Origin of the sequence: Streptomyces sp. NPDC086549 (assembly GCF_044746205.1) — a bacterium.
Classification (GTDB): domain Bacteria; phylum Actinomycetota; class Actinomycetes; order Streptomycetales; family Streptomycetaceae; genus Streptomyces.
The window spans coordinates 20,911-39,133 of record NZ_JBIVBS010000027.1 but is presented as its reverse complement, the minus strand read 5'-3'; the positions used below and the strand labels follow the sequence as shown (position 1 = coordinate 39,133).

The window sequence follows — 18,223 nt, the reverse complement described above, 5'->3', positions numbered from 1 at the left end:
CACCGTGAAGGAGACGGTCTTCGTGCTGGACGCCCTGGAGATGGCGCTCTGGCAACGCGACCGCGACCAACACCCCATCCAGTCAGGCGAGTTGCAGCGTGCGCGCGGCCAGCCGCAGCGACCCCGGCCCGGTCCCCGGCAGCCCGTAGTACACGCACTCCAGGCGCAGGCCTTCGCCGAACAGCGCGCGCCACGGGGCGAGCAGCTGCTCGGCGACGTCCGGGCGGCCCGCGGCCAGGGCACGTACCGGCTCGGACATCGGGCCCAGCAGCACGACCAGGCCAGGCCCCGCGTGCTCCGCGAGCGCGGGCAGGGGCAGCACCGGAGGGCCGCCCGCGGCCGCGGCGTGTGCCGCCGATACGAGTCGGCACAGCCGTGCCCAGCCCTCCTTCGTCTGGGCGAGCACGGTGATGCGCAGGCGCGGCTCGAGCACGTGGGCGCCGCCCCTCACCGGCGTACGACGCCTCCGGGCTAGGTCAGCAGGGGCGTGGGCGGCGACGGCGAGGTCGACACCGAGGACGGGTCGGACACCGTGGGCGGCGCAGGTCTTCACGAAGCGGATCATCCCCGTGACGCAGTCCCGGTCGGTGAGCGCGAGGGCGCTCATGCCCCGCTCCGCCGCCTGGGCCACCAGGTCCCGAGGGTGGGAGGCACCGTAGCGGGCCGAGAATCCGGAGGCCGTGTGCAGATGAGTAAAGCCATCGCCCGCACCTCCTGTCGCTCGCGCACCCCCTGACCGGCTTGCACCTCTTCAGGTATCCACCATACCCCGGTATTCGCGCAAGTGTTCGAACGTGTTCGGGCGCAGCGTGATCCTGTCCGTTCAGCTGGCCCAAGCGGCAGAAGCGGCCCGCGACCGGGATGCACGCCACCTGCTGGCGGATGACTCTGGATGCATGAAGGCCACGTGGTCCGGGATGATCCAGTTCGGATTGGTCGCTCTGCCGATCAGGCTGTACGCGGCAACGGAGGAGCATCCCGTGCGCCTTCACGAGATCCATGTCGCCGACGGCAGCCGCGTCGAGCACCGCCGCTTCTGCAAGGCCGAGAACCGGGAGATCCCCTACGAACAGGTCGGCAGGGGCTTCGCCCTGCCAGACGGGCGCATGGTGCCGATCACGGAGGAAGACCTGGCCTGTCTGCCCTTGCCCACAAAGCGGACCATCGACGTGCTGGGTTTCGTGCCCTTCGAGGACATAGACCCCATCAGTTTCGGACGGCCGTACTACGCGGGTCCCGGACCGGGCGCCGACCGCCCGTACGCCCTGCTCGTCGAGGCACTCGCCCGCACCGGCTACGTCGCCGTGTCCAAGGTCGCCCTGCGCAGCCGGGAGCGTCTGGCGCTGCTCCGCCCCGCCACGGCATGCTCATCCTTCAGACTCTCCTGTGGCAGGACGAGCTGCGCGACCCCGGAGACCTCGCACCCTCCACGCCGGTCACAGACCGGGAGCTTGAGCTGGCCGAGGTGCTGATCCGCGAACTCACCGGTATCAACGTCGGCGAGGTGCACGACGAATACGCCCACGCCCTTGAGCAGCTCGTGGACGCGAAGATCACCGGCAGTGAGCTCGTCGAGCCAGCGGAGCCCGCCCCGGCGCTCGACCTGATGGCAGCACTGCAGGAGAGTGTCCGGGCTGCCGAGCGGGCACACGAGCGCCCGCCGGCCCGGCCTCGGCCATGACCGATTGCTCGGCCCGCCATCACCGCGCGGAATGGCCAACCGCCTTTGGGCAGCGACGACAAACCCCTCACAATCGAAGCCGTCGCCGATCGCGCCCGCGCCCGTACGGGCGCCAGCGGCACTACCCCGGGCCCTCGCCATCAGCTCCCGTCCCCCGTCAGCCCGGCATCAGGACGGAGGTGGTCGCTCAGAGGACGCGCGTGAACGTCGTGCGACGTAACTCCCGGACGCTCGCGATGTGGCTCATTGCCTGGGTGCGGGTTCCGATATCGGATCCTCTCGGTTTCTGCGACCATCTGCCCATGGTCGACAGCAGTGATCGTGCAGCGCTGCGAACACTGGTCGACGAAGTCGTCGCGGGACTTGGCAGCCTGACGCACCGGGAGCTGAACCCGGCAGCCTTCTCGGCCTTCTCGGGGCCATCGCCTTCGAGCCGACACTGATCACGTACGCCAACGCCGCGAGCACCGACCAGCTGATCGAGTTCTGCCGGCTGGCCTTGACCGTGCGCGCCGTCGCCGACGAGGACGCCGCCGAGATCAAGGCGTGTCTGGACCGGGCGAAGACGCTGAAGGACAAGCGGAACACGATCGTGCACTCGATCTACATGCGCGAGGGCGAGAGCGGTGGGCTCGAAGCGATGAAGCCGCTCCGCAAGAATCTCGGCCTTTCCGACACGCCGCTCACCATCGAGGAGATGGAGGACGTAGCCGAGCAGATCGAGGAGCTCCGCAACCCGACAGACAGGCATGCCCCGCCTGCCTCGGCCCAGCGAGCCCGACGAGAAGACCGCGTCCCCCAACTGACAGGCTGCCGTTCGGAGGCGTCTCCGACTACTCGGAGCGCTTCCGCCACGGCCGCTCACCGGTCTCCGGCGTACGCCCGCCCGCCTGCTGCCGACGCGCTGCGTTCGTCACCATGACGCCGATCAGGACCACCCCGCACAGCCACGCGAGGAGCGTCCACCCCTTCGCCACGCTCACGAACAGCAGCACGAGCGCTGCAACGAACACGCCCGCGTCAACCGCCCCGTTGCTCCCGTTACTCATCAGACCCCCCTGAATCGAGTGCGGACACCGTACTGCGGTCAGTGCAGCGGCAGGACCATCGCGCACAACTCCGGGGCACCCTCGAACGGCACACACTCCCCGACGGCCTCATACCCCCACGCCTCATACAGGGCCCTCACCTTGACGTGGTCCTTGTGCACGAGGAGCGTGGCCCGCTCTTCCCGCCGGGACGCCATCAGCGTGTCGTGGATGCGGACCGAGGCCCCCGTGCCGCGCCACGGCACCCGCACCATCAGCTCGGACAGCGCGAACGTCCGCGTTCCGGTCTCGGCGGTGAACGCCGCGGGCAGAGGCGGGGTGACCTTGGCCCACCATGTGGTGGACGCGCCGAGCGAAGCACCGTAGGCATAGCCGACCGGTTGTGCCTGGTCGTAGGCGATGACGCACGCGAACGACTCCTTGGACGACCAGCTGTCCACGAACTTGGCGAAGGCCTCCCGCGGAGTGAGGGGATCATCGACGCCCTCGTACACCTCGTCGTGGACGTCCAGGAGGAGTTCACGGATCGCGGCCGCGCTCTCGCGCCCGTAGTGCCGCAAGTCGAGTCCGGTACCGATGGTCACGTATGCCCTCCCTGGCTGGCTGCGTTGACCCGCGCGAGGCGGGCCGTCATACGGCTGCTGGCGACGTGGCCCGTTTGGATCGTCGCCGCGGTCGCTGCCGCCCGCTCCCGCTCGCCCTGGACCAGCTGGAGCTCGGCAAGCAGCACCGTGTAGTAGGTGCGATTGCGGTTGAACCCGTCCTCAAGAAGATCGAGGGTTCGCACCGCGTGCTGTTCGGCCCGGGCGTACTGGCCGGCGCTCTGATAGGCGATGGCGCCGAGCCCGGACAGCTCGGCCGGGGTGAGGAACGCAAGCCAGCTCGGTGCGCCTGCCGCGTCGGCCCGGTCGTAGGCGCGTTCCGCCGCTACGAGCTGACGGCCCATGCCCTGCGAGTCGCCAGTCTGCCCGAGACAGTCAGCGAGCCGCGCATGTAACAGCGACTTGATCAACGGCTCGGCGCGTAGGTGCCGCTCCGAGAGCGCGGCCCGGTTGATGCGGGACGCCTCTGACGGCCGTCCGGCGTGCTCTGCCTGCGCGGCGAGGTCGGACCAGGCGCGGGTCACGGCGACCGGATCCCGGGCCAGCAGCGCCGCCTGGAGCGCCTCGTTGCGGTACTGGGCGGCGCGGGCGTAGTCGCCGCAGTCGTGCGCGGACCAGCCAGCGCAGGCCGCGACGTCGGCCACGGCCCGGGTCAGGGCGCGCTCGACGCGCTCGCTGTAGGTGCAGTGGTTCAAAGCCCGCTGGAGACGCGTGAGGTAGTCGGCGGCGACGTCGACCAGGGCGCCGCCGCCGAGCCCGTTGAAGTGCGCGTCGAGGCGGCTGATGGTGGTCTGGGCGCGGTTGACGTCGGTCATACCGAGGCGGCCGCGCTGGGGTGTCTGGTCGGTGCCGAGGGTGGCAGCGAGGGCCCCGGCGATGAACGTGCGGCGCTGCACAGGGTGTTGTTCCTTCACGGGCGCCGGCCGCACCGGGGCGGGAGACGAGGACGCCGTGCGCGGTACGAATCCCATGTCCTGTGGGCTGCGGCCGAAGATGTGTTCCAGGGGCCGAAGGTAGCGCGGCCACGGCCAGCGCACGTGGCCGGAGATCCAGCGTCGCACGTGCCGGTCGGTGCAGTTCACGGCTTCGCCGAACTCGTCGGCGGCGAGGCGGTTGACCTCGTCGGCGAGCCCCTGATGCGTGTACCCGAACTCCGTGAGGAGCGCCTCCAGCGTGGTGTTCCGCTGCCTGGACATCGTGTCTCCCTGCTGCGCGTGCCCTTGACCGTAGTCGTACCGTCACTGCGCGCGTGGGGAAACTGTCCGGTCCTCTGCCGGAAAGTGCCCTCGATCTGTCCTGATGCCGGACAGGACACTTCCGGTTTCCTCATGGGACGACAAAGCCCCGGCGAGGCGGTCACCTCCCGGGGCGCTGGCCGGACGCTGCGAGGAGCGCCGACATGCCGCACAGTACGCACACAGACGGTTCCCTGGAAGCCCCCACCGCCTACGGCTGGTGCGCGTGGCACAAGGGGTTCAGCTCGGGTGTGCGGGTCATGCAGATCCACGAGCAAGGATCCGGCCCGGGAACCGGGCGCAACCTGCTCGCGTGCAGCCCCTGCCGAGAGGTGCATGGCCTCGTGCCGCTCTCGGACCGGCCGTGACCACCAAGGCCGAGATCCCCCACCCCCGCGACCTGACCCGCGCCCAGTACACCGGCTGGGCCTGCGTCTGGTGCGGGCGCCGCCTGCTGGACGCCAAGGCCCGGCTGGCCGGCAGGGCGATCGGCTCCATAGGAGCGGTCGTCATGGACGTGGACGTGTACGAGTGCGCGGACGAACAGGGGTGCGCAGCGCTGCGCCTGGAGAACGAGCAGACAGGAACGAACTGATGCCCGAGAACTCACTCGCCGAGCGCTCCGCCCGCGCTGCGCAGTCCGCCGGCCGTGCGGCGGGCTACTGCTGGCTGGAGCATCCCGACGGGGGCGCGCACTGCACCAGGCCGCCGCACACCGGCCAGCAGCACGTCGACTACTACAACGGCAGGACATCCCCCACGGACACCAATGGCCACGAGTGGGAGGAGTGAGACTCCAGCAGCGCGCCGGACGGCAACCGGGCGTGGCGCTGCTGGACGGGCGGCCGCCCCTGCACCCCCGCGGGGGCGGCCGCTCCCACGAACACCCGCCCGTCCCCATCCCCCGTGAGCTCATCGGGGGCGGGCGGGACCAGGCCCCGGCCGGACGCCGATCCGGCCGGGGCCGCTGATGGATACGCCTGGGCCTGTTCGCCGAGTTGAAGCAGATCGCGCTCGACGCCTATGACCGCATCGTCGGTCTCGTCCTCGACCAGATCGCCGTGGACGGCGCCATCACCAAGGCCCCCGGCGGCGGCGAAGCGGCTGGACGCTCTCCGGTCGACCGGGGCAAACAGGGCATGAAGCGCTTGGGCATGACCGACGGCTACGGCATCCCGCTCGGCCGCGTCCTGCGCGACAAGGACGCCGGGGGCTCATGACGACGGCACCTGGACGGTCTGCGGATGGCGCAAATGGCGGCGCGGTCGTTCTGGCTGCGCCGCCGGACGGCCGGTGTTCGTCAGAGTGTCTTCGGGTGCCTGGTGTCTGCCGGCCTGCTGCGTGCTGTGTCGGTAGGTTCGGTGTGTGAGAGTGCGGCGAGGAGTTGCAGTTTCTCGTCGCTGTCGCTGTCCTTGTCTGGGTAGTAGACGACCAGGATGACGTCGTCTACGGGGAGTTTGTCGCGGTGGAGCCGTAGTTCACCGACGACTGGGTGGTTGACGGTGGTGGTGCCTCCGTCGAGGTTGCGGACGTCGTGTCGGGCCCACAGGGTGCGGAACCGCTGGCTGGACAGTGCGAGTTCTCCGACGAGTTCGACGAACCGGGGATTGTCGGTGTCGTCCCCGACGGTGGTGCGAAGGGTGGCGATGAAGCCGGCGGCGGCTTTCGTCCAGTCCTGGTGGAAGGCTTGTTCCTCGGGGTCGAGGAGGAGGGAACGGAGCCGGTTCTCACCGGGCCGCAGTCGCGGGGAGAGCGCGACGGCCATCGGGTTGGAGGCCAGGACGTCGAAGGCGCGTCCCTCGACGAACGCGGGGATCCGAAGGTGGGCAAGGAACTGGTGCACCCGTGCCGGTACCTGCTCGGGTCGCTTGCGGCGCGGCGTCCTTGGGCGGGCTGCCACGAGGCCGAGCAGATACGTCCGCTCGATGTCGTCGAGGTGCAGGACACGCGCGAGTGATTCGAGGACCTGAGGAGAAGGATTCTTGTCGCGGCCCCGTTCCAGGCGCAGATAGTAATCGGCGCTGATTCCGGCGAGCAGGGCGACTTCCTCACGGCGCAGGCCCGGGACGCGGCGGTTTCCGCCGGACGGGAGCCCCGCCTGCACCGGGGAGACCAGCTCACGCCGGGCACGAAGGTAGCTGCCGAGCCGGTTGCCGGATTCCTCATCCTTCATACCGACACCGTAATGCGGTGCGCGCGTTTCAGAGGGGGCCCTGGCAGGACCAGGGAAGACGGGGGCCCTGCCACACCCGGCGGATGCCGTCAAGACTTGCGGCATCACTGTTTGTGAAGGACAGGGACCATCGCTGAATGCGCCGCGAGCCTAAACGCCGTCGCGCCCTGAACTGAAGGGAAGATCTCGTGGATCACTCCAACCGCACCGTTCTCATCGTCGGCGGGACCTCGGGCATCGGGCGAGAACTGGCCCGCCGGTTCGCCGCAGCGGGCAGCACCGTGGCTGTTGGCGGCCGTAGCCCGGAGGCACTCTCGGAACTCGCCCAGGAAGGCTTCGGCACTTTCGGCATCGACGTCACCGACAGTGTCTCCGTCGCACGTGCCCGCGACGCCGTGCTCGCCCAGTACCCCGAACTGGACACCGTGGTGACCATGTCGGGCGTCATGCTCCTGGAGGACCTGCGCGACTCCGCGCACTTCGAGGCGGCACGGACGACGATCGACACCAACCTGGTCGGCACCATCCGCGTCATCGACGCCTTCACCCCGCACCTGGTCGAACGCGGCGCCGGCACCTTCATCACCGTCACCTCCGGCATCGCCTTCCTGCCGTTCCCGCCGATGCCCACCTACGCCGCCTCGAAAGCTGCGGTGCACGCCTACTCCGAGGCACTGCGCGTACAACTCGACGGCACCGGCGTCAGCGTCGTCGAGCTCGTCCCCCCGGCCGTCGCCACGGCAGGACAGGAGAAAATGAACCCGCTCGCACTGCCGCTCGACGACTTCGGCGCCGAGGTCATGCAGTTGCTCTCGCAGGACCCCACCCCTGAGGAGATCCTGGTCGACCGGGTCCTCATGCACCGCTGGGCTGAGCGCGACGGCACCTACGACGACCTCGTCGCACAGCGTTCCCAGGCCCTGACCATGCTCCCCAGCCGCCAAGGCTGACACAGCCGCTCGCCCTTGGGCCGCCATTCAAGTCGGCCGATCGCCCTCGCCTCGTTGAGGACATCGCCGCCGCGGTCCGTGACGGCGCGCTACCGGTCGGCGAGGAGCACGGCCTGCCGCTGGCAGCCCGTCATGGTCGACGTCGGGGGCGGGCTGCCCAGCGGTGAATGGTCCAGGCTCGGCGGATCAGACTACGTACGGTGATGATCGTGTCGGCGAGGTCGAAGAAGGCCTCGATAACGCGGGTCCGGCGTTCGTAGCAGCGCGTGAGCCGGTGGAAGGCGTTCTGCCAGGCGTGCGTGCGCTCGATGTGCCACCGGTGGGTGGCCTGGACCGGCGCTTTGATCCCCTTGCGGGCGATCCGGCCGTGCAGACCGCGCTCGGCAAGCACGGCGCGGGAGTTGGCCGAGTCGTAGCCGGCGTCGAGATGGACGGTGATCTCGTCGGGCAGAGGCCCAAGTTCGCTCAGAAGATCGAGAGTTGGGGCCAGTAGTGGGGAGTCGTGACGGTTGGCGCCGGCCAGGACGCGGCCGAGCGGGATGCCGTAGCCGTCGGTCATGCCCGAGCGCTTCATGCCCTGTTTGCCCCGGTCGACCGGTGAGCGTCCGGCCGCTTCGCCGCCGCCGGGGGCCTTGGTGATGGCGCCGTCCACGGCGATCTGGTCGAGGACGAGACCGACGATGCGGTCATAGGCGTCGAGCGCGATCTGCTTCAACTCGGCGAACAGGCCCAGGCGTATCCATTCGTCGCGGCGGCTGCGGATCGTCGTGGCCGAGCAGGCGGAGTCCGCGATCGCCTCGTAGGAGCAGCCGAACCGGAGGACTTGAAGGAGCTTGTCGAAGACGACCCGGTCGCTGATCCGGCGCCGGTGGCAGCCCAACGGGTGGGCCGGATCGAACTCGGGCCGCTGCGGCAGCAGGGCGGCGAATTGGTCCCAGAGCGGTTCGGTCAGCCAGGATGGCAGCGCAGGCACAGGTCTCCCCGGTGATCACAGAGCGTCGCAACTCCATGATCACGGAACCTGTGCCTGTTCTGTCTGCCAGCTGGCCCCGCCTGCCGCCTATCCGCGCGACCCCTTAGTCGGTGTGCCGGTGGCGCGCAGCAGCAGGACGCGGTCGCCGGTATCGAGGAGGATGACGCGGGAGGCTTCTCGTAGCGGCGGAGTCGTCATGCCTTGCAGTATCGAGCCTCCACTCGCCGGTGTTGGGTCAACTTGCAAAGGCGAGGTAGGTGCCAAGGGCGAGTCCGGAGAAAGTGATGAGCTGGCGGGGTTTGAGGGCTGTGAACGCCGCGTGCATTCCGATGCCCGCGGCTACTGCGTACGGCGTGGTCTGCGGGAGCAGCAGCGCGATGGGCAGGGTGAATTCGGCGATGATGACGGCTACGGAGACGAGCCGCCACAGGCGGATGTCGCGGGTGCTCAGATTGCCGGTGTGACGGTGGACGAAGCTGGGGATGGCGTGCTGGCGGCGGTAGACGAGTCGATCTTTGAGGTGGGGGTAGGCGTACATCATCTGGGCGAGGTAGAGGCCGGTGCGGAACTGCCGGGAGCGGAGTTTCAGGAAGGCGCTATTCCAGTAGAGGTCGGTGGTGACGGCCACCAGGAGGACCTGAGCCCAGGTGTTGGCGGTGCTTGGATGGTGCTCGATGTGGAGGCCATGGCCAAGATTTTCGGCGCCCATCAGGCAGGCGCCGGTCAGGAGCGTGAAGCGGACGGCGCTGGGGCTCTTGAGGTAGAGCAGCTCCATCGCGGCCCCGGCCAGAACCAGCAGGAGTGACAGTCGGGGCACGAGGCCGGCGGCCAGTGCAACGCTGGCGGCGGTACGGACGATCAGGGCAGGCCGGTAGACACCGGCGAGCAGACGGCCGCGCTGCGGGCCGAAACGCTGTTCCGCGAGGCGGCGGCTGAGTGAGCCGGGCGCGAACCGTGTCCAGCCGCCCTGGCCGAAGGAGAGGGCGAACCTCGTGGTGAGGACGGTGCCGTAGACGATACGGAACGCCTGGAGCCGGCCGGGGTCAGTGGGACTGTGGAAGCCCGACATGACGGCGTCAGAGAGCCACACGGCTGTCCCTCACCTCGATCGGCTGCACGCCCTTGACGGACAGGCACCGGCCGTCGCCGTCGATCCGGTCGTACCGGCCGGTGTTGATCAGGTGGTCGATGACCGTCTGCAGCTGGGGTGGGGGCAGGAGGAACGCGCCCGGCGACAGGAAGGCGTACGGGTTGACCTGCTCGACCCGGCCGTCCTTGGTGCCGGTGAGGTCGATGATGACGAAGGTGGCCTGGGAGAAGAGGGGATAGCGCATCCAGCGGCCTGGCCTGCGGGTGAAGCCGCTGATCATCCATGCCACCAGGGCCGCAGTCGCGGAGAGTTGGGCAGCGGTCAGTAAGGCTGCGGGCATGACGGGGGACCTCCGGGGTTGGGGAGGGTGAAGGCGGTGGGGCCGCTATTCGGGCTTGGGGGGCCGCTGCATCAGCTGGGCGGCGGCCTCGTTGAGGGTGACCTTGCCGTGCAGCACGGCGGTGACCACGGTCGTGATCGGCGTCTCGACGCCGTAGGCATGGGCGAGGTCGAGGATCGCCTCCGCGGACTTGACGCCCTCGGTGGTCTGCCGGGTTGCGGCGGCGGCCTCGTCGACACTCAGCCCGCGACCGAGGTGGGTACCGAATGTGCGGTTGCGGGATAGTGGGGAAGAGCAGGTGGCCACCAGGTCGCCCATGCCGGACAGACCAGAGAGGGTGACCGGCCGTGCGCCCATCTCAGTGGCCAGCCGGATGCTCTCCGCCAGCCCCCGGGTCATGATCAGCGCAGTGCCGTTGTGGCCCAAACCCATGCCCGAGGCGATACCGACGGCGAGCGCGATGACGTTCTTCAGCGCGCCGCCCATCTCGCAGCCGATCACGTCGGTGGAGGTGTAGGGCCGGAAGTATGGGGTGAGGCACGCGGCCTGGAAACGCTCGGCGATGTCCTCGTCGGGGCAGGCGATGGTGGCGGCTGCAGGCTGCCTGGCCATGATCTCGGCCGCGAGATTCGGCCCGGAGAGCACCGCGACCCGCTCGGCGGGCACGCCGGTCACCTCGCGGATGATCTCGCTGGCCCGCAGGTGGGTGTGTGTCTCAATGCCCTTCATGAGTGAGACGATCACCGTCTGGGGCGCGATGTGCTGCGTCCATTCCGTGAGGCACTGGCGCAAGGCCTGCGCAGGGACGGACAGCACGAGGTAGTCCGCACCGTCCAGCGCGGCCCCCGGATCGGTGGTGGCGGTCAGGGAGGCGGGCAGCTCCAGGTGCGGGAAGTAATCCGGGTTGCGGTGGCCGGTGTTGATCGCGTCCGCGACCTCGCTGCGGCGGGCGTGCAGGACGACACTGGTGCCGGCGTCGGCGAGGATCGTCGCCGCGGCGGTGCCCCAGGACCCGGCGGAGCACACTGCCGCTCGGGCGGGGCGCTGGCTCACTGCTCGGTCCTCTCGTCCGGTCCACGGCCGCCGTCGGGGTGGCCGAGTGCGGTCATCGTAGCGGCCGCAGCGGCTACCACCGGGGTTGCCATGGGACGCCGCAGCGTCAGCAGGACCGCGCGCCGGCCGGGCAGCGAGGGGAGTCTGCGGGTCGCGCTGGCCAGCATGTTCTGTGCCTCGGCCTCGCCGAGCTCGTGCGTGAGGGCGTCCGCGTGACGGATCCACAGCCGGAACAACCGTTCCCAGGTCACGGGTTCGTGCGGGCGTTCGTCGATGTGTTCCAGGACGAGCCCGGCGGCCCGGGCGTGGTCCTCGAAGTCCGGGTCGGCATCGCGTCGTGCGGCCCGGGTGAGGGCCAAGCGTCCGCCGGGCGCCAGGACGCGGCCGAGTTCGCGCAGGGCGGCGGTCCGGTCGGTGGCGAACGAGAGGGCGTCGATACACACGATGGCGTGGGCGCAGCCGTCGGGCAGGCCGGTGGCCTCCAGCTGAGCGACGCGGAAGTCGGCGTGGTCGGTGGGGACGAAGCCGGCGGCGCGGGCGGTGGCCTGCTGGAGGGCGGCCGCCGACACGTCGATGCCGACCAGGCGGGCGGACAGGGCGCGGGCCAGCCACAGGCCCACCCCGCCGGTGCCGCAGCCGGCGTCGACCAGGAGCTGGCCGGGTGTCATCTGCAGGCGGGTGACCAGCAGTCCCAGCAACGGCCAGTCGCACGAGCTGTTGGCTGCGACCTCGTACGGGTAGCGCTCGCCCATGGCTTCGACGTACAGGCGGGCGATGAGCGGCGCACCGGTCCGACGGGCCGTGTGCCAGGTGTCGAACGCGGCCGCCGCTGTCTGCGGGCCGGGCCTCGGAGCGGAAGCCGCGGACGCGAGAGGGGGTTGGTGTGTCATCGGGGCATCGACCTTGTGATCCGTGAGCGGGTGCCGGGAGCGACGACTTGCACGGCGTGTACGGGACCCTCCGGGTCGGACAGGTCCAGGGCAACGGGCTCGTGGCGGGTGACGCGCTGGACGCGCCGTGCGATCTCGGCGACCTGGTCGGCGAAGCCGCCACGGGCGGGGGCGAGGCCGGCCGCGGCCTGTGACCAGTCGGCGAGGCCGGTGCGCTGGGCGGGCCGGAAGGCGGGGACGTGGTCGGCGCAGGCGGGCTCGCCCGGCAGGTCGTCCCGGGTTCCGGAGATCACGGTGAGCCGGGACTGCGCGGCCTCGGTCATCGCCCTGGTCAGCGCGATGACGGGGCTGGGATGGCAGCCGCCGCCGGCGCACACGGCGGGGAGGTCCTCCGACCACAGGTAGGCCAGGGCGACCGGCAGCCCGTACGGGCCGTCCACCAACGCGATCTCCAGGGCCATCTGCGCCGCCGTCAGACGGTCGATGATTCCCCGGGCGTAGGGGTCGTCGACCGTGCCGGGGGCGATCAGGGTGCGCCGCCGACCGCCCGACTGGCCGTCGCGGTAGAGGACGTCCCGCTCGACGATCTCGCACAGGGCGTGCAGCAGCGCCTCGTCACGGGTGGTACCGCAGGCCAGGCCAGTGCTGGTGGCCCGCAGCAGATCCGGGCTCCACTCCGGCCGCTGCACCCGCCGGCGCACCACGTCGACGGGCACCAGCACATGGTCCCCGCTCACCAGGCCGCTTCCCGCCGTCCACTCCCACACCACCCGGTCCAGCACACTCGCGGTGTACGAGACGGTCATCGGCAGCACACTCAGCGGGCAGTGCGGCTCGACATCCCGGGCGGGGCTGTGCGCAGCGACGGGCAGCGGCTGTTCCACGTGCCACAGCTCGATAGCCTCCATGACCGCCGAGATCTTCGCGAGCAGGTCGGTGGCGCCCTTGCCCTGGGACGTACTCAGGGTGCGGGAGGCGGGCCTGATCGCCGTCCACACCGGCAACCCGATCACATCGAGGCCGGTCAACTCGGCGACCCGGGTGATCCCGTACTCCTCCAGCCACCCCGTCAGCAGCTCCCAGATCTGCTCCGGATTCCGGGCGCGCACCGTCCCCGGCAGTTCCACCAGGCCGTCACCGCCCACCATCGGCCACCTCCCTGTCCTTCGTCGCGACCGCTTCTCTCGCTTCGGCGAGGAAACCGGGCACAAGCCGCTTGACCACCTCGATGGCGTACGCCCCGCTGATCAGACCGCGGCCGGACGCCTCCGCGTCGAGCGCCGTCGGCCGGCAGCGCCATATCTGGAGCAGGACCCGGCGGGCGACGTCGCCGGACACTGCCGCAGCCCCGGGCCTCTCCTGGCGGTACGCGGCGCGCGCCTCGGCGTACCGGGCGACCGCGGCGCGGTCGTCGCGCGTCTCCCCGCCCAACAGCATGGCGAGGGTCGCTTCGTCGCGCAGGTCGAGCGCCGGATGGAACACCCGGTGCGCGGGCAGCATCCCGCCGGCCCGCTGGAGCCGCTCGAGCAGCGGCAGGCCCTCACCTCCGCACGCTGGATGCCGGGAACGGTGGGCGAGGAAGTCAGCCCACCGCTCCCGGAAGTCTCCGTCAAACACCTGCTGGTAGACGACACGGTCCTGGGTCCACAGCTCCACCCCGGCCACGACGCTGCGGGCGAAGTGGTTGGACCAGCCCCGGAAGTACGACGAATCCCACGTCACCGGTGACGGCGGGGCTCCGGTCGGGCCCCGGCCGGCAAGGGCGGCGCGTACGGCGGCGAGGGCGTCCAGGCGTTTGACATCGCCGAAGTACAGGTCGCGGCCGCGCTGTTCGGCCAGCCAGCCGGCGAACTCCGTCTCCCCCTGGCGCTGGCAGACGGCCCGCACCGCCGCCGTGGTGCGCTGCGGGTAGTAGACGCCGCGCAGCGCGGCCAGCAGCCACTCGGCCCGCGCCTCGTCCACGATCCCGGCCGCCCGGGCCAGCCCCAGGACGTGCCGCAGGTTCACCAGGGGCCAGGTCAGCGACTCCCGGCCGCCCGGGGCCTGGCCGACCGCCACCTCGTCATCGCCGGTGATCACTCCCCGGACGTAGGAGGTGTAGACGGCGCCGACGCCGAGCATCCCGAAGGCGTCCAGTTCGGCGGCCCGCAGGGCGCCGATGCTGGCCGCCCCGATCACCGGCACGCCCCGGCCCATCGCGTTGAGGATCTCTTTGTGCCTCAGTGCCGGGGCCTGGTGGTACACCCCGTCGATGATCACGACGGTGTCGCCGTCTCGGACAGCGGCATCGAACAGGTCGCCGTGCCGGATCGGCGGATGGACCTGTACTCCCGGCTCCAACAGCACCGGCTCGTAGCGCGGCAGCGTCGGTCCGACGTACACGTGATGCAAGGCTCCTCCAGACAGTCAAATGGGAGAGGTGTCCTCCCCGAATCCGGCGGACACGGGAAGGACACCCTGGGCACAGCTGCAGGTCAGGGGACGTACGGGTCGTCCTGCTCGACGTCCTCGGCGACGACCACCGGCTCGGTGGTCACGGGGTTCTCCTCGGCGGTGGCGGCAGCGGCGGCGGCAGCGGACTTGGACATGGCTCCTCCTGTAGAACGGAGTTCAAAGGCCGGGCCGGAACGACACGGCCGTGGACGTCCGACAGTCTGGCCACGGCTCACGGCGCCTGGGCAGGGGGCTACTGTCCGCACTTGTCCGCAGCTGTTCGGAGCGTCTGCCGCCATCCGGCAGGAGAGTGTGTGCTGGTCGCCGTCGTATGGCGTGTCCGCATCGGCTCTGCGGACAACCAGAAACCCCAACCCCCAACGCGGTGGAGGCAGTCATGACCCCAGCCGACGAGGTGACCTTCGCCGCGGAACTGCGCCGGCTCCGCGGGCAGCTGACGCTGCGCGCGCTCGCGAGGCGGGCCAATTGCAGCAAGAGCATCATCAGCGACCTCGAACACAGGCGACGCACGCCGACGCCCCGGATCGCGGGCGCCCTGGACAAAGCGGTTGGGGCGGACGGCACACTGGTGGCGTTAGCCGACGCGGAACGACAGCGCGCGAGTGAGCGGGCAGCCCCTACGGCCCCGGACAGCGCCGTGGACGGTCTCCTGCGGGAATGGGACATAGTGCTGCGCAGAAACTTCCTCAAGGGGACCAGTGCCGCAACAGCGGCCTTGGCCACGGGCCTTGGTATAACCACGGACCTTGACGGGGACAGCCGCGATCTGCTGCATGCTCACCAGGACTTACGCGCCGTCCACGGCCGGCTGGACAACCTTCGCGGCGCACAAGCCGTCTACCGCCAGGCCGTCGATCACCATCAGCAGATCCTTGCCTGGCACGCCTCCGCCACCGGCGCTGAGCGGCAGCGACTCGCCGCCCTCGCATCCGACACAGGAGGGTTCGTCGGCTTCCTCACCTACGACCTCGGACAGGCCGAACTCGCAGCCACTCACTACCGTGATGCCGCTGCCCACGCCCAGGAGGCCGGCGACGTCTCGTCCTGCACCAACCTCCTTGGCCAGATGAGCCGCATCCTGGCCGACCTCGGCCACTACGACCGAGCGCTGTCCCTTGCCGACCGCGCCCTTCACCTGGCCGGCACCCGCGCTCACCCCGCTGTACGGTCCTGGCTGCACGCCGTCCGCTCACACCACCATGGGTGCCTCGGAGCCGGGCCCGCCGCGCGAGGCGACCTCGGTACGGCCTGGACCTTGCTCGAACGGGCCGATGATGGCGAGAAGCCCCCATACATCGGCTATCTGAGCACAGCCGAACTGAACAAGTGGACCGGCCACACCATGCTCCGACTCGCTTCCACGGCTCCGAAGCTGATCCCCGCGGGCAGGGCCGCGCTCGACGAGGCTCGCGCCGACTGGCCAGCGGCAATCGTGCGGGGCTCGGCCGAGGTGCTATCCGCGAGCGCCGGCATCTACCGCGTCACTGGTGAATTGGACGCCGCCGCGGGCCTCGCCACCCGAGCCGTCGCCGTGGCGACCAAAACCGGCTCGGCGAGAAACCTGCGGGCCGCGCTGATCGCACAGGCGTTGATCAGCACCGACTCCTGAGCGCACTCCGGGAGCCTCCAGTTTTCTGACAGCCTGACGTGCTCCGGGCGCAACGACGGCGGGCCGAGTCACGGGTGGCGGAAGACACGCTCGGGGTCGCGGCCCTGGTCGAACGGGGCGAACCACTCGTTCGGGGCAAGGTTGACCATGCCCGTGGACTGATGGATGTCGTTGTCGGGGTCCTCAATGCCGTCGAGGGAGTGGTCGAACACCATCAGCACGTCGTGGTCCTGTTTTCCGAACGGGAGACTGGCGGCATTGATGCTGACCTGGAGTAACGCGTTGCGTAAGCGTCCGGGACGTACTCAGCGCACGCTGGAGGACCTGTTCGCGCCCACGCCGACGCCGAAGGCGTGAAGCTGCGGCTCGACGGCACCGAGGTGCAAGTCCGCCGCCCACGTGCAGGCCGCCCGGGCCCGCAAGGCGTTCGTCTCCGGCAAGACCTGGATGCCGTGGTCGGAGCGGGCTTGACCTTGACGCTGGGTCAACCCTCCATCCTTCCGCCAGGGGCGTCCTCGCAGACGCGTGGAACAGCTCCGCAAAGGAGGCAGATGACCATGACGGCCCAAACGATCGCCGGTCCGGCGATGCGCGTGCAGGGTCTGGAGAAGTCGTACGGGAAGCTCGAAGTGCTGCGCGGCGTCGACTTCGACGTGGCGCCGGGCAGCATCTTCGCCCTGCTCGGCTCCAACGGGGCCGGCAAGACCACAACCGTACGGATCCTCGCCACGCTCCTGAAGGCCGACGCGGGGACGGCGAGCGTCAACGGCTTCGACGTCGCCACGCAACCCGCGAACGTACGGGAGTCCATCAGTCTCACCGGGCAGTTCGCGGCCGTCGACGAGATCCTCAGCGGCCGGGAGAACCTCGCCCTCGTCGCCAGGCTGCGCCACCTCAAGGACCCGGGCGCGATCGCGGATGACCTACTGAGGCGCTTCTCGCTGAACGAGGCGGGCGCGCGGCGAGTGTCCACGTATTCGGGTGGGATGCGCCGCCGACTGGACATCGCGATGAGCCTCATCGGGAATTCGCCGGTGATCTTCCTGGACGAGCCGACGGCCGGACTCGACCCCGAGGCGCGCATCGAGGTGTGGGATGCGGTCAAGGAGCTCGCCGGCCACGGAACGACGGTGCTGCTCACCACGCAGTACCTGGACGAGGCCGAGCAGCTGGCCGACCGGATCGCGATCCTCCACCAGGGTCGGATCATCGTGAACGGCACCCTCACCGAGCTCAAGCAGCTCTTCCCGCCCGCCAAGGTCGAATACGTCGAGAAGCAGCCGACTCTGGAGGAGATCTTCCTCGCGGTCATCGGCGGCGACAAGAGCAACGCCACGGGCACGACAACTGGGGGACAACGATGACCGCGTACTTCTTCAGCGACACGGCCGCGCTCACGGGGCGGACCCTGCGCCATGTCACACGCAGCATGGACACCATCATCACGACCGCCATCACGCCGGTCGCCATGATGCTGATGTTCGTCTACGTGTTCGGTGGCGCCATTGATACCGGGTCAGTTTCGTACGTGAACTACATGCTGCCCGGCATCCTGCTCATGACCATCGCATCGGGCATCTCCTACACCGCGTACCGGCTGTTCACCGATGTGAAAAGCGGAATCTTCGAGCGATTCCAGTCCATGCCGATCGCGCGGTCGGGTGTGCTGTGGGCCCACGTCGTCACCTCCCTGGTCGCCAACCTGATCGCGCTCGTACTCGTCGTGGGCGTCGCTGTGCTCATGGGCTTCCGCTCAGGGGCAGGAGTGCCGGCGTGGCTCGCGGTCGCCGGCATCCTGCTCTTGTTCACCCTGGCGTTGACCTGGCTCGCCGTGATCCCCGGCCTCTCCGCGTCGTCGGTCGAGGGAGCGGGCGCGTTCGCCTACCCGCTCATCTTCCTGCCGTTCGTCAGCTCGGCGTTCGTGCCCACAAAGACGATGCCCGGCCCGGTGCGCTGGTTCGCCGAGCACCAGCCGGTGACGTCGATCGTCAACACGATCCGTGCTCTGTTCACAGGGCAGCCGGTCGGCGACGACATCTGGACCGCCCTCGCCTGGTGCGTGGGCATCCTCGTCGTGGCGTACGTCTTCGCGATGACCGCCTATCGCCGGAAGATCGCCTGAGG

Annotated in this window: 23 protein-coding genes and 2 pseudogenes; 10 read left to right on the top strand and 15 right to left on the bottom strand. The window is 69.8% G+C overall.

What is annotated here, in order from left to right:
- Positions 1-88: 88 nt before the first annotated feature.
- A pseudogene (locus ACIPSA_RS46380) lies at positions 89-688 on the bottom strand (PHP domain-containing protein); the annotation flags it as partial.
- 208 nt (positions 689-896) lie between these two features.
- Here ACIPSA_RS46380 and ACIPSA_RS46375 point away from each other — a divergent pair.
- Together ACIPSA_RS46375 and ACIPSA_RS46370 are read left to right on the top strand one after the other, a co-directional pair.
- On the top strand, positions 897-1,472 hold the full coding sequence (locus tag ACIPSA_RS46375; protein ID WP_402647067.1) for a Ku protein: 576 nt from the start codon (positions 897-899) through the stop codon (positions 1,470-1,472).
- Positions 1,466-1,681: a hypothetical protein gene (locus ACIPSA_RS46370; protein WP_402647066.1), complete on the top strand. Its 216-nt coding sequence runs from the start codon at positions 1,466-1,468 to the stop codon at positions 1,679-1,681. The genes ACIPSA_RS46375 and ACIPSA_RS46370 overlap by 7 nt, the downstream gene beginning before the upstream one ends.
- Positions 1,682-1,868: 187 nt before the next feature.
- On the opposite strand, the gene ACIPSA_RS46365 is transcribed toward ACIPSA_RS46370, so the two are convergent.
- The 4 genes from ACIPSA_RS46365 to ACIPSA_RS46350 all read right to left on the bottom strand — a co-directional run bounded on the left by ACIPSA_RS46365 (position 1,869) and on the right by ACIPSA_RS46350 (position 4,528).
- Entirely contained in the window at positions 1,869-2,432 is a 564-nt protein-coding gene (locus ACIPSA_RS46365; protein WP_402647063.1) for a hypothetical protein, read from the bottom strand.
- An 82-nt stretch (positions 2,433-2,514) separates the two neighbouring features.
- Entirely contained in the window at positions 2,515-2,730 is a 216-nt protein-coding gene (locus tag ACIPSA_RS46360) for a hypothetical protein (RefSeq protein WP_402647061.1), read from the bottom strand.
- A 38-nt stretch (positions 2,731-2,768) separates the two neighbouring features.
- The gene (locus tag ACIPSA_RS46355; protein WP_402647059.1) at positions 2,769-3,314 is read right to left on the bottom strand and encodes a GNAT family N-acetyltransferase; all 546 of its coding nucleotides are present in this window, start codon (positions 3,312-3,314) and stop codon (positions 2,769-2,771) included.
- Positions 3,311-4,528 (bottom strand): transcriptional regulator, encoded by a 1,218-nt coding sequence (locus tag ACIPSA_RS46350; protein WP_402647058.1) that lies wholly within the window; start codon positions 4,526-4,528, stop codon positions 3,311-3,313. Before ACIPSA_RS46350 ends, ACIPSA_RS46355 begins: the two co-directional genes overlap by 4 nt.
- A 203-nt stretch (positions 4,529-4,731) precedes the next feature.
- Between ACIPSA_RS46350 and ACIPSA_RS46345 the strand changes: the two genes are divergently transcribed.
- From ACIPSA_RS46345 to ACIPSA_RS46330, 4 genes and pseudogenes are all read left to right on the top strand, one after another.
- Positions 4,732-4,935, top strand: a complete 204-nt coding sequence (locus tag ACIPSA_RS46345; protein ID WP_402647055.1) for a hypothetical protein — start codon at positions 4,732-4,734, stop codon at positions 4,933-4,935.
- Entirely contained in the window at positions 4,932-5,162 is a 231-nt protein-coding gene (locus tag ACIPSA_RS46340) for a hypothetical protein (RefSeq protein WP_402647052.1), read from the top strand. Before ACIPSA_RS46345 ends, ACIPSA_RS46340 begins: the two co-directional genes overlap by 4 nt.
- Entirely contained in the window at positions 5,162-5,359 is a 198-nt protein-coding gene (locus ACIPSA_RS46335; RefSeq protein ID WP_402647050.1) for a hypothetical protein, read from the top strand. The genes ACIPSA_RS46340 and ACIPSA_RS46335 overlap by 1 nt, the downstream gene beginning before the upstream one ends.
- Positions 5,360-5,538: 179 nt before the next feature.
- Positions 5,539-5,760: pseudogene (locus ACIPSA_RS46330) on the top strand (IS5/IS1182 family transposase); the annotation flags it as partial.
- Between the two features lie 107 nt (positions 5,761-5,867).
- Here ACIPSA_RS46330 and ACIPSA_RS46325 read toward each other — a convergent pair.
- Entirely contained in the window at positions 5,868-6,740 is an 873-nt protein-coding gene (locus ACIPSA_RS46325) for a helix-turn-helix transcriptional regulator (RefSeq protein WP_402647049.1), read from the bottom strand.
- A 188-nt stretch (positions 6,741-6,928) separates the two neighbouring features.
- On the opposite strand from ACIPSA_RS46325, the gene ACIPSA_RS46320 reads away from it, so the two are divergent.
- A complete protein-coding gene (locus tag ACIPSA_RS46320; RefSeq protein WP_402647047.1) occupies positions 6,929-7,690 on the top strand; it encodes an SDR family oxidoreductase in 762 nt (253 codons plus the stop codon).
- Between the two features lie 130 nt (positions 7,691-7,820).
- Here ACIPSA_RS46320 and ACIPSA_RS46315 read toward each other — a convergent pair whose 3' ends face one another.
- The 7 genes from ACIPSA_RS46315 to ACIPSA_RS46285 all read right to left on the bottom strand — a co-directional run bounded on the left by ACIPSA_RS46315 (position 7,821) and on the right by ACIPSA_RS46285 (position 14,418).
- Positions 7,821-8,663: an IS5 family transposase gene (locus tag ACIPSA_RS46315; RefSeq protein ID WP_402647045.1), complete on the bottom strand. Its 843-nt coding sequence runs from the start codon at positions 8,661-8,663 to the stop codon at positions 7,821-7,823.
- Positions 8,664-8,898: 235 nt separating this feature from the next.
- Positions 8,899-9,753, bottom strand: a complete 855-nt coding sequence (locus tag ACIPSA_RS46310; protein WP_402647042.1) for a hypothetical protein — start codon at positions 9,751-9,753, stop codon at positions 8,899-8,901.
- Positions 9,740-10,093: a hypothetical protein gene (locus tag ACIPSA_RS46305; RefSeq protein ID WP_402647040.1), complete on the bottom strand. Its 354-nt coding sequence runs from the start codon at positions 10,091-10,093 to the stop codon at positions 9,740-9,742. The genes ACIPSA_RS46310 and ACIPSA_RS46305 overlap by 14 nt, the downstream gene beginning before the upstream one ends.
- 45 nt (positions 10,094-10,138) lie before the next feature.
- Positions 10,139-11,146 (bottom strand): NAD(P)H-dependent glycerol-3-phosphate dehydrogenase, encoded by a 1,008-nt coding sequence (locus ACIPSA_RS46300; RefSeq protein WP_402647037.1) that lies wholly within the window; start codon positions 11,144-11,146, stop codon positions 10,139-10,141.
- On the bottom strand, positions 11,143-12,036 hold the full coding sequence (locus ACIPSA_RS46295; RefSeq protein WP_402647034.1) for a class I SAM-dependent methyltransferase: 894 nt from the start codon (positions 12,034-12,036) through the stop codon (positions 11,143-11,145). The genes ACIPSA_RS46300 and ACIPSA_RS46295 overlap by 4 nt, the downstream gene beginning before the upstream one ends.
- Positions 12,033-13,184 carry a YcaO-like family protein gene (locus tag ACIPSA_RS46290; RefSeq protein ID WP_402647031.1) on the bottom strand — a complete coding sequence of 384 codons (1,152 nt, stop codon included), beginning with the start codon at positions 13,182-13,184 and terminating at the stop codon, positions 12,033-12,035. The genes ACIPSA_RS46295 and ACIPSA_RS46290 overlap by 4 nt, the downstream gene beginning before the upstream one ends.
- On the bottom strand, positions 13,171-14,418 hold the full coding sequence (locus ACIPSA_RS46285) for a TfuA-like protein (RefSeq protein WP_402647030.1): 1,248 nt from the start codon (positions 14,416-14,418) through the stop codon (positions 13,171-13,173). The genes ACIPSA_RS46290 and ACIPSA_RS46285 overlap by 14 nt, the downstream gene beginning before the upstream one ends.
- Before the next feature lie 448 nt (positions 14,419-14,866).
- On the opposite strand from ACIPSA_RS46285, the gene ACIPSA_RS46280 reads away from it, so the two are divergent.
- Positions 14,867-16,099, top strand: a complete 1,233-nt coding sequence (locus tag ACIPSA_RS46280) for a helix-turn-helix domain-containing protein (protein ID WP_402647027.1) — start codon at positions 14,867-14,869, stop codon at positions 16,097-16,099.
- A gap of 68 nt (positions 16,100-16,167) precedes the next feature.
- On the opposite strand, the gene ACIPSA_RS46275 is transcribed toward ACIPSA_RS46280, so the two are convergent.
- A complete protein-coding gene (locus ACIPSA_RS46275) occupies positions 16,168-16,320 on the bottom strand; it encodes a hypothetical protein (protein WP_402647025.1) in 153 nt (50 codons plus the stop codon).
- 84 nt (positions 16,321-16,404) lie between these two features.
- A complete protein-coding gene (locus ACIPSA_RS46270; RefSeq protein WP_402647023.1) occupies positions 16,405-16,587 on the bottom strand; it encodes a hypothetical protein in 183 nt (60 codons plus the stop codon).
- A gap of 69 nt (positions 16,588-16,656) precedes the next feature.
- Here ACIPSA_RS46270 and ACIPSA_RS46265 point away from each other — a divergent pair, with 69 nt between their 5' ends.
- Positions 16,657-17,463 carry an ABC transporter ATP-binding protein gene (locus ACIPSA_RS46265; protein WP_402647020.1) on the top strand — a complete coding sequence of 269 codons (807 nt, stop codon included), beginning with the start codon at positions 16,657-16,659 and terminating at the stop codon, positions 17,461-17,463.
- Positions 17,460-18,221: an ABC transporter permease gene (locus ACIPSA_RS46260; protein ID WP_402647017.1), complete on the top strand. Its 762-nt coding sequence runs from the start codon at positions 17,460-17,462 to the stop codon at positions 18,219-18,221. Before ACIPSA_RS46265 ends, ACIPSA_RS46260 begins: the two co-directional genes overlap by 4 nt.
- The last annotated feature ends 2 nt before the right edge of the window (positions 18,222-18,223 follow it).

What these genes read in the sequence shown, in the direction of transcription:
- ACIPSA_RS46375 (WP_402647067.1), top strand. Translation starts at nt 897, where the DNA reads ATGAAGGCCACGTGGTCCGGGATGATCCAGTTCGGATTGGTCGCTCTG.
- ACIPSA_RS46365 (WP_402647063.1), bottom strand. Translation starts at nt 2,432, where the DNA reads ATGCCTGTCTGTCGGGTTGCGGAGCTCCTCGATCTGCTCGGCTACGTC.
- ACIPSA_RS46360 (WP_402647061.1), bottom strand. Translation starts at nt 2,730, where the DNA reads ATGAGTAACGGGAGCAACGGGGCGGTTGACGCGGGCGTGTTCGTTGCA.
- ACIPSA_RS46350 (WP_402647058.1), bottom strand. Translation starts at nt 4,528, where the DNA reads ATGTCCAGGCAGCGGAACACCACGCTGGAGGCGCTCCTCACGGAGTTC.
- ACIPSA_RS46345 (WP_402647055.1), top strand. Translation starts at nt 4,732, where the DNA reads ATGCCGCACAGTACGCACACAGACGGTTCCCTGGAAGCCCCCACCGCC.
- ACIPSA_RS46335 (WP_402647050.1), top strand. Translation starts at nt 5,162, where the DNA reads ATGCCCGAGAACTCACTCGCCGAGCGCTCCGCCCGCGCTGCGCAGTCC.
- ACIPSA_RS46325 (WP_402647049.1), bottom strand. Translation starts at nt 6,740, where the DNA reads ATGAAGGATGAGGAATCCGGCAACCGGCTCGGCAGCTACCTTCGTGCC.
- ACIPSA_RS46305 (WP_402647040.1), bottom strand. Translation starts at nt 10,093, where the DNA reads ATGCCCGCAGCCTTACTGACCGCTGCCCAACTCTCCGCGACTGCGGCC.
- ACIPSA_RS46295 (WP_402647034.1), bottom strand. Translation starts at nt 12,036, where the DNA reads ATGACACACCAACCCCCTCTCGCGTCCGCGGCTTCCGCTCCGAGGCCC.
- ACIPSA_RS46290 (WP_402647031.1), bottom strand. Translation starts at nt 13,184, where the DNA reads ATGGTGGGCGGTGACGGCCTGGTGGAACTGCCGGGGACGGTGCGCGCC.
- ACIPSA_RS46280 (WP_402647027.1), top strand. Translation starts at nt 14,867, where the DNA reads ATGACCCCAGCCGACGAGGTGACCTTCGCCGCGGAACTGCGCCGGCTC.
- ACIPSA_RS46265 (WP_402647020.1), top strand. Translation starts at nt 16,657, where the DNA reads ATGACGGCCCAAACGATCGCCGGTCCGGCGATGCGCGTGCAGGGTCTG.
- ACIPSA_RS46260 (WP_402647017.1), top strand. Translation starts at nt 17,460, where the DNA reads ATGACCGCGTACTTCTTCAGCGACACGGCCGCGCTCACGGGGCGGACC.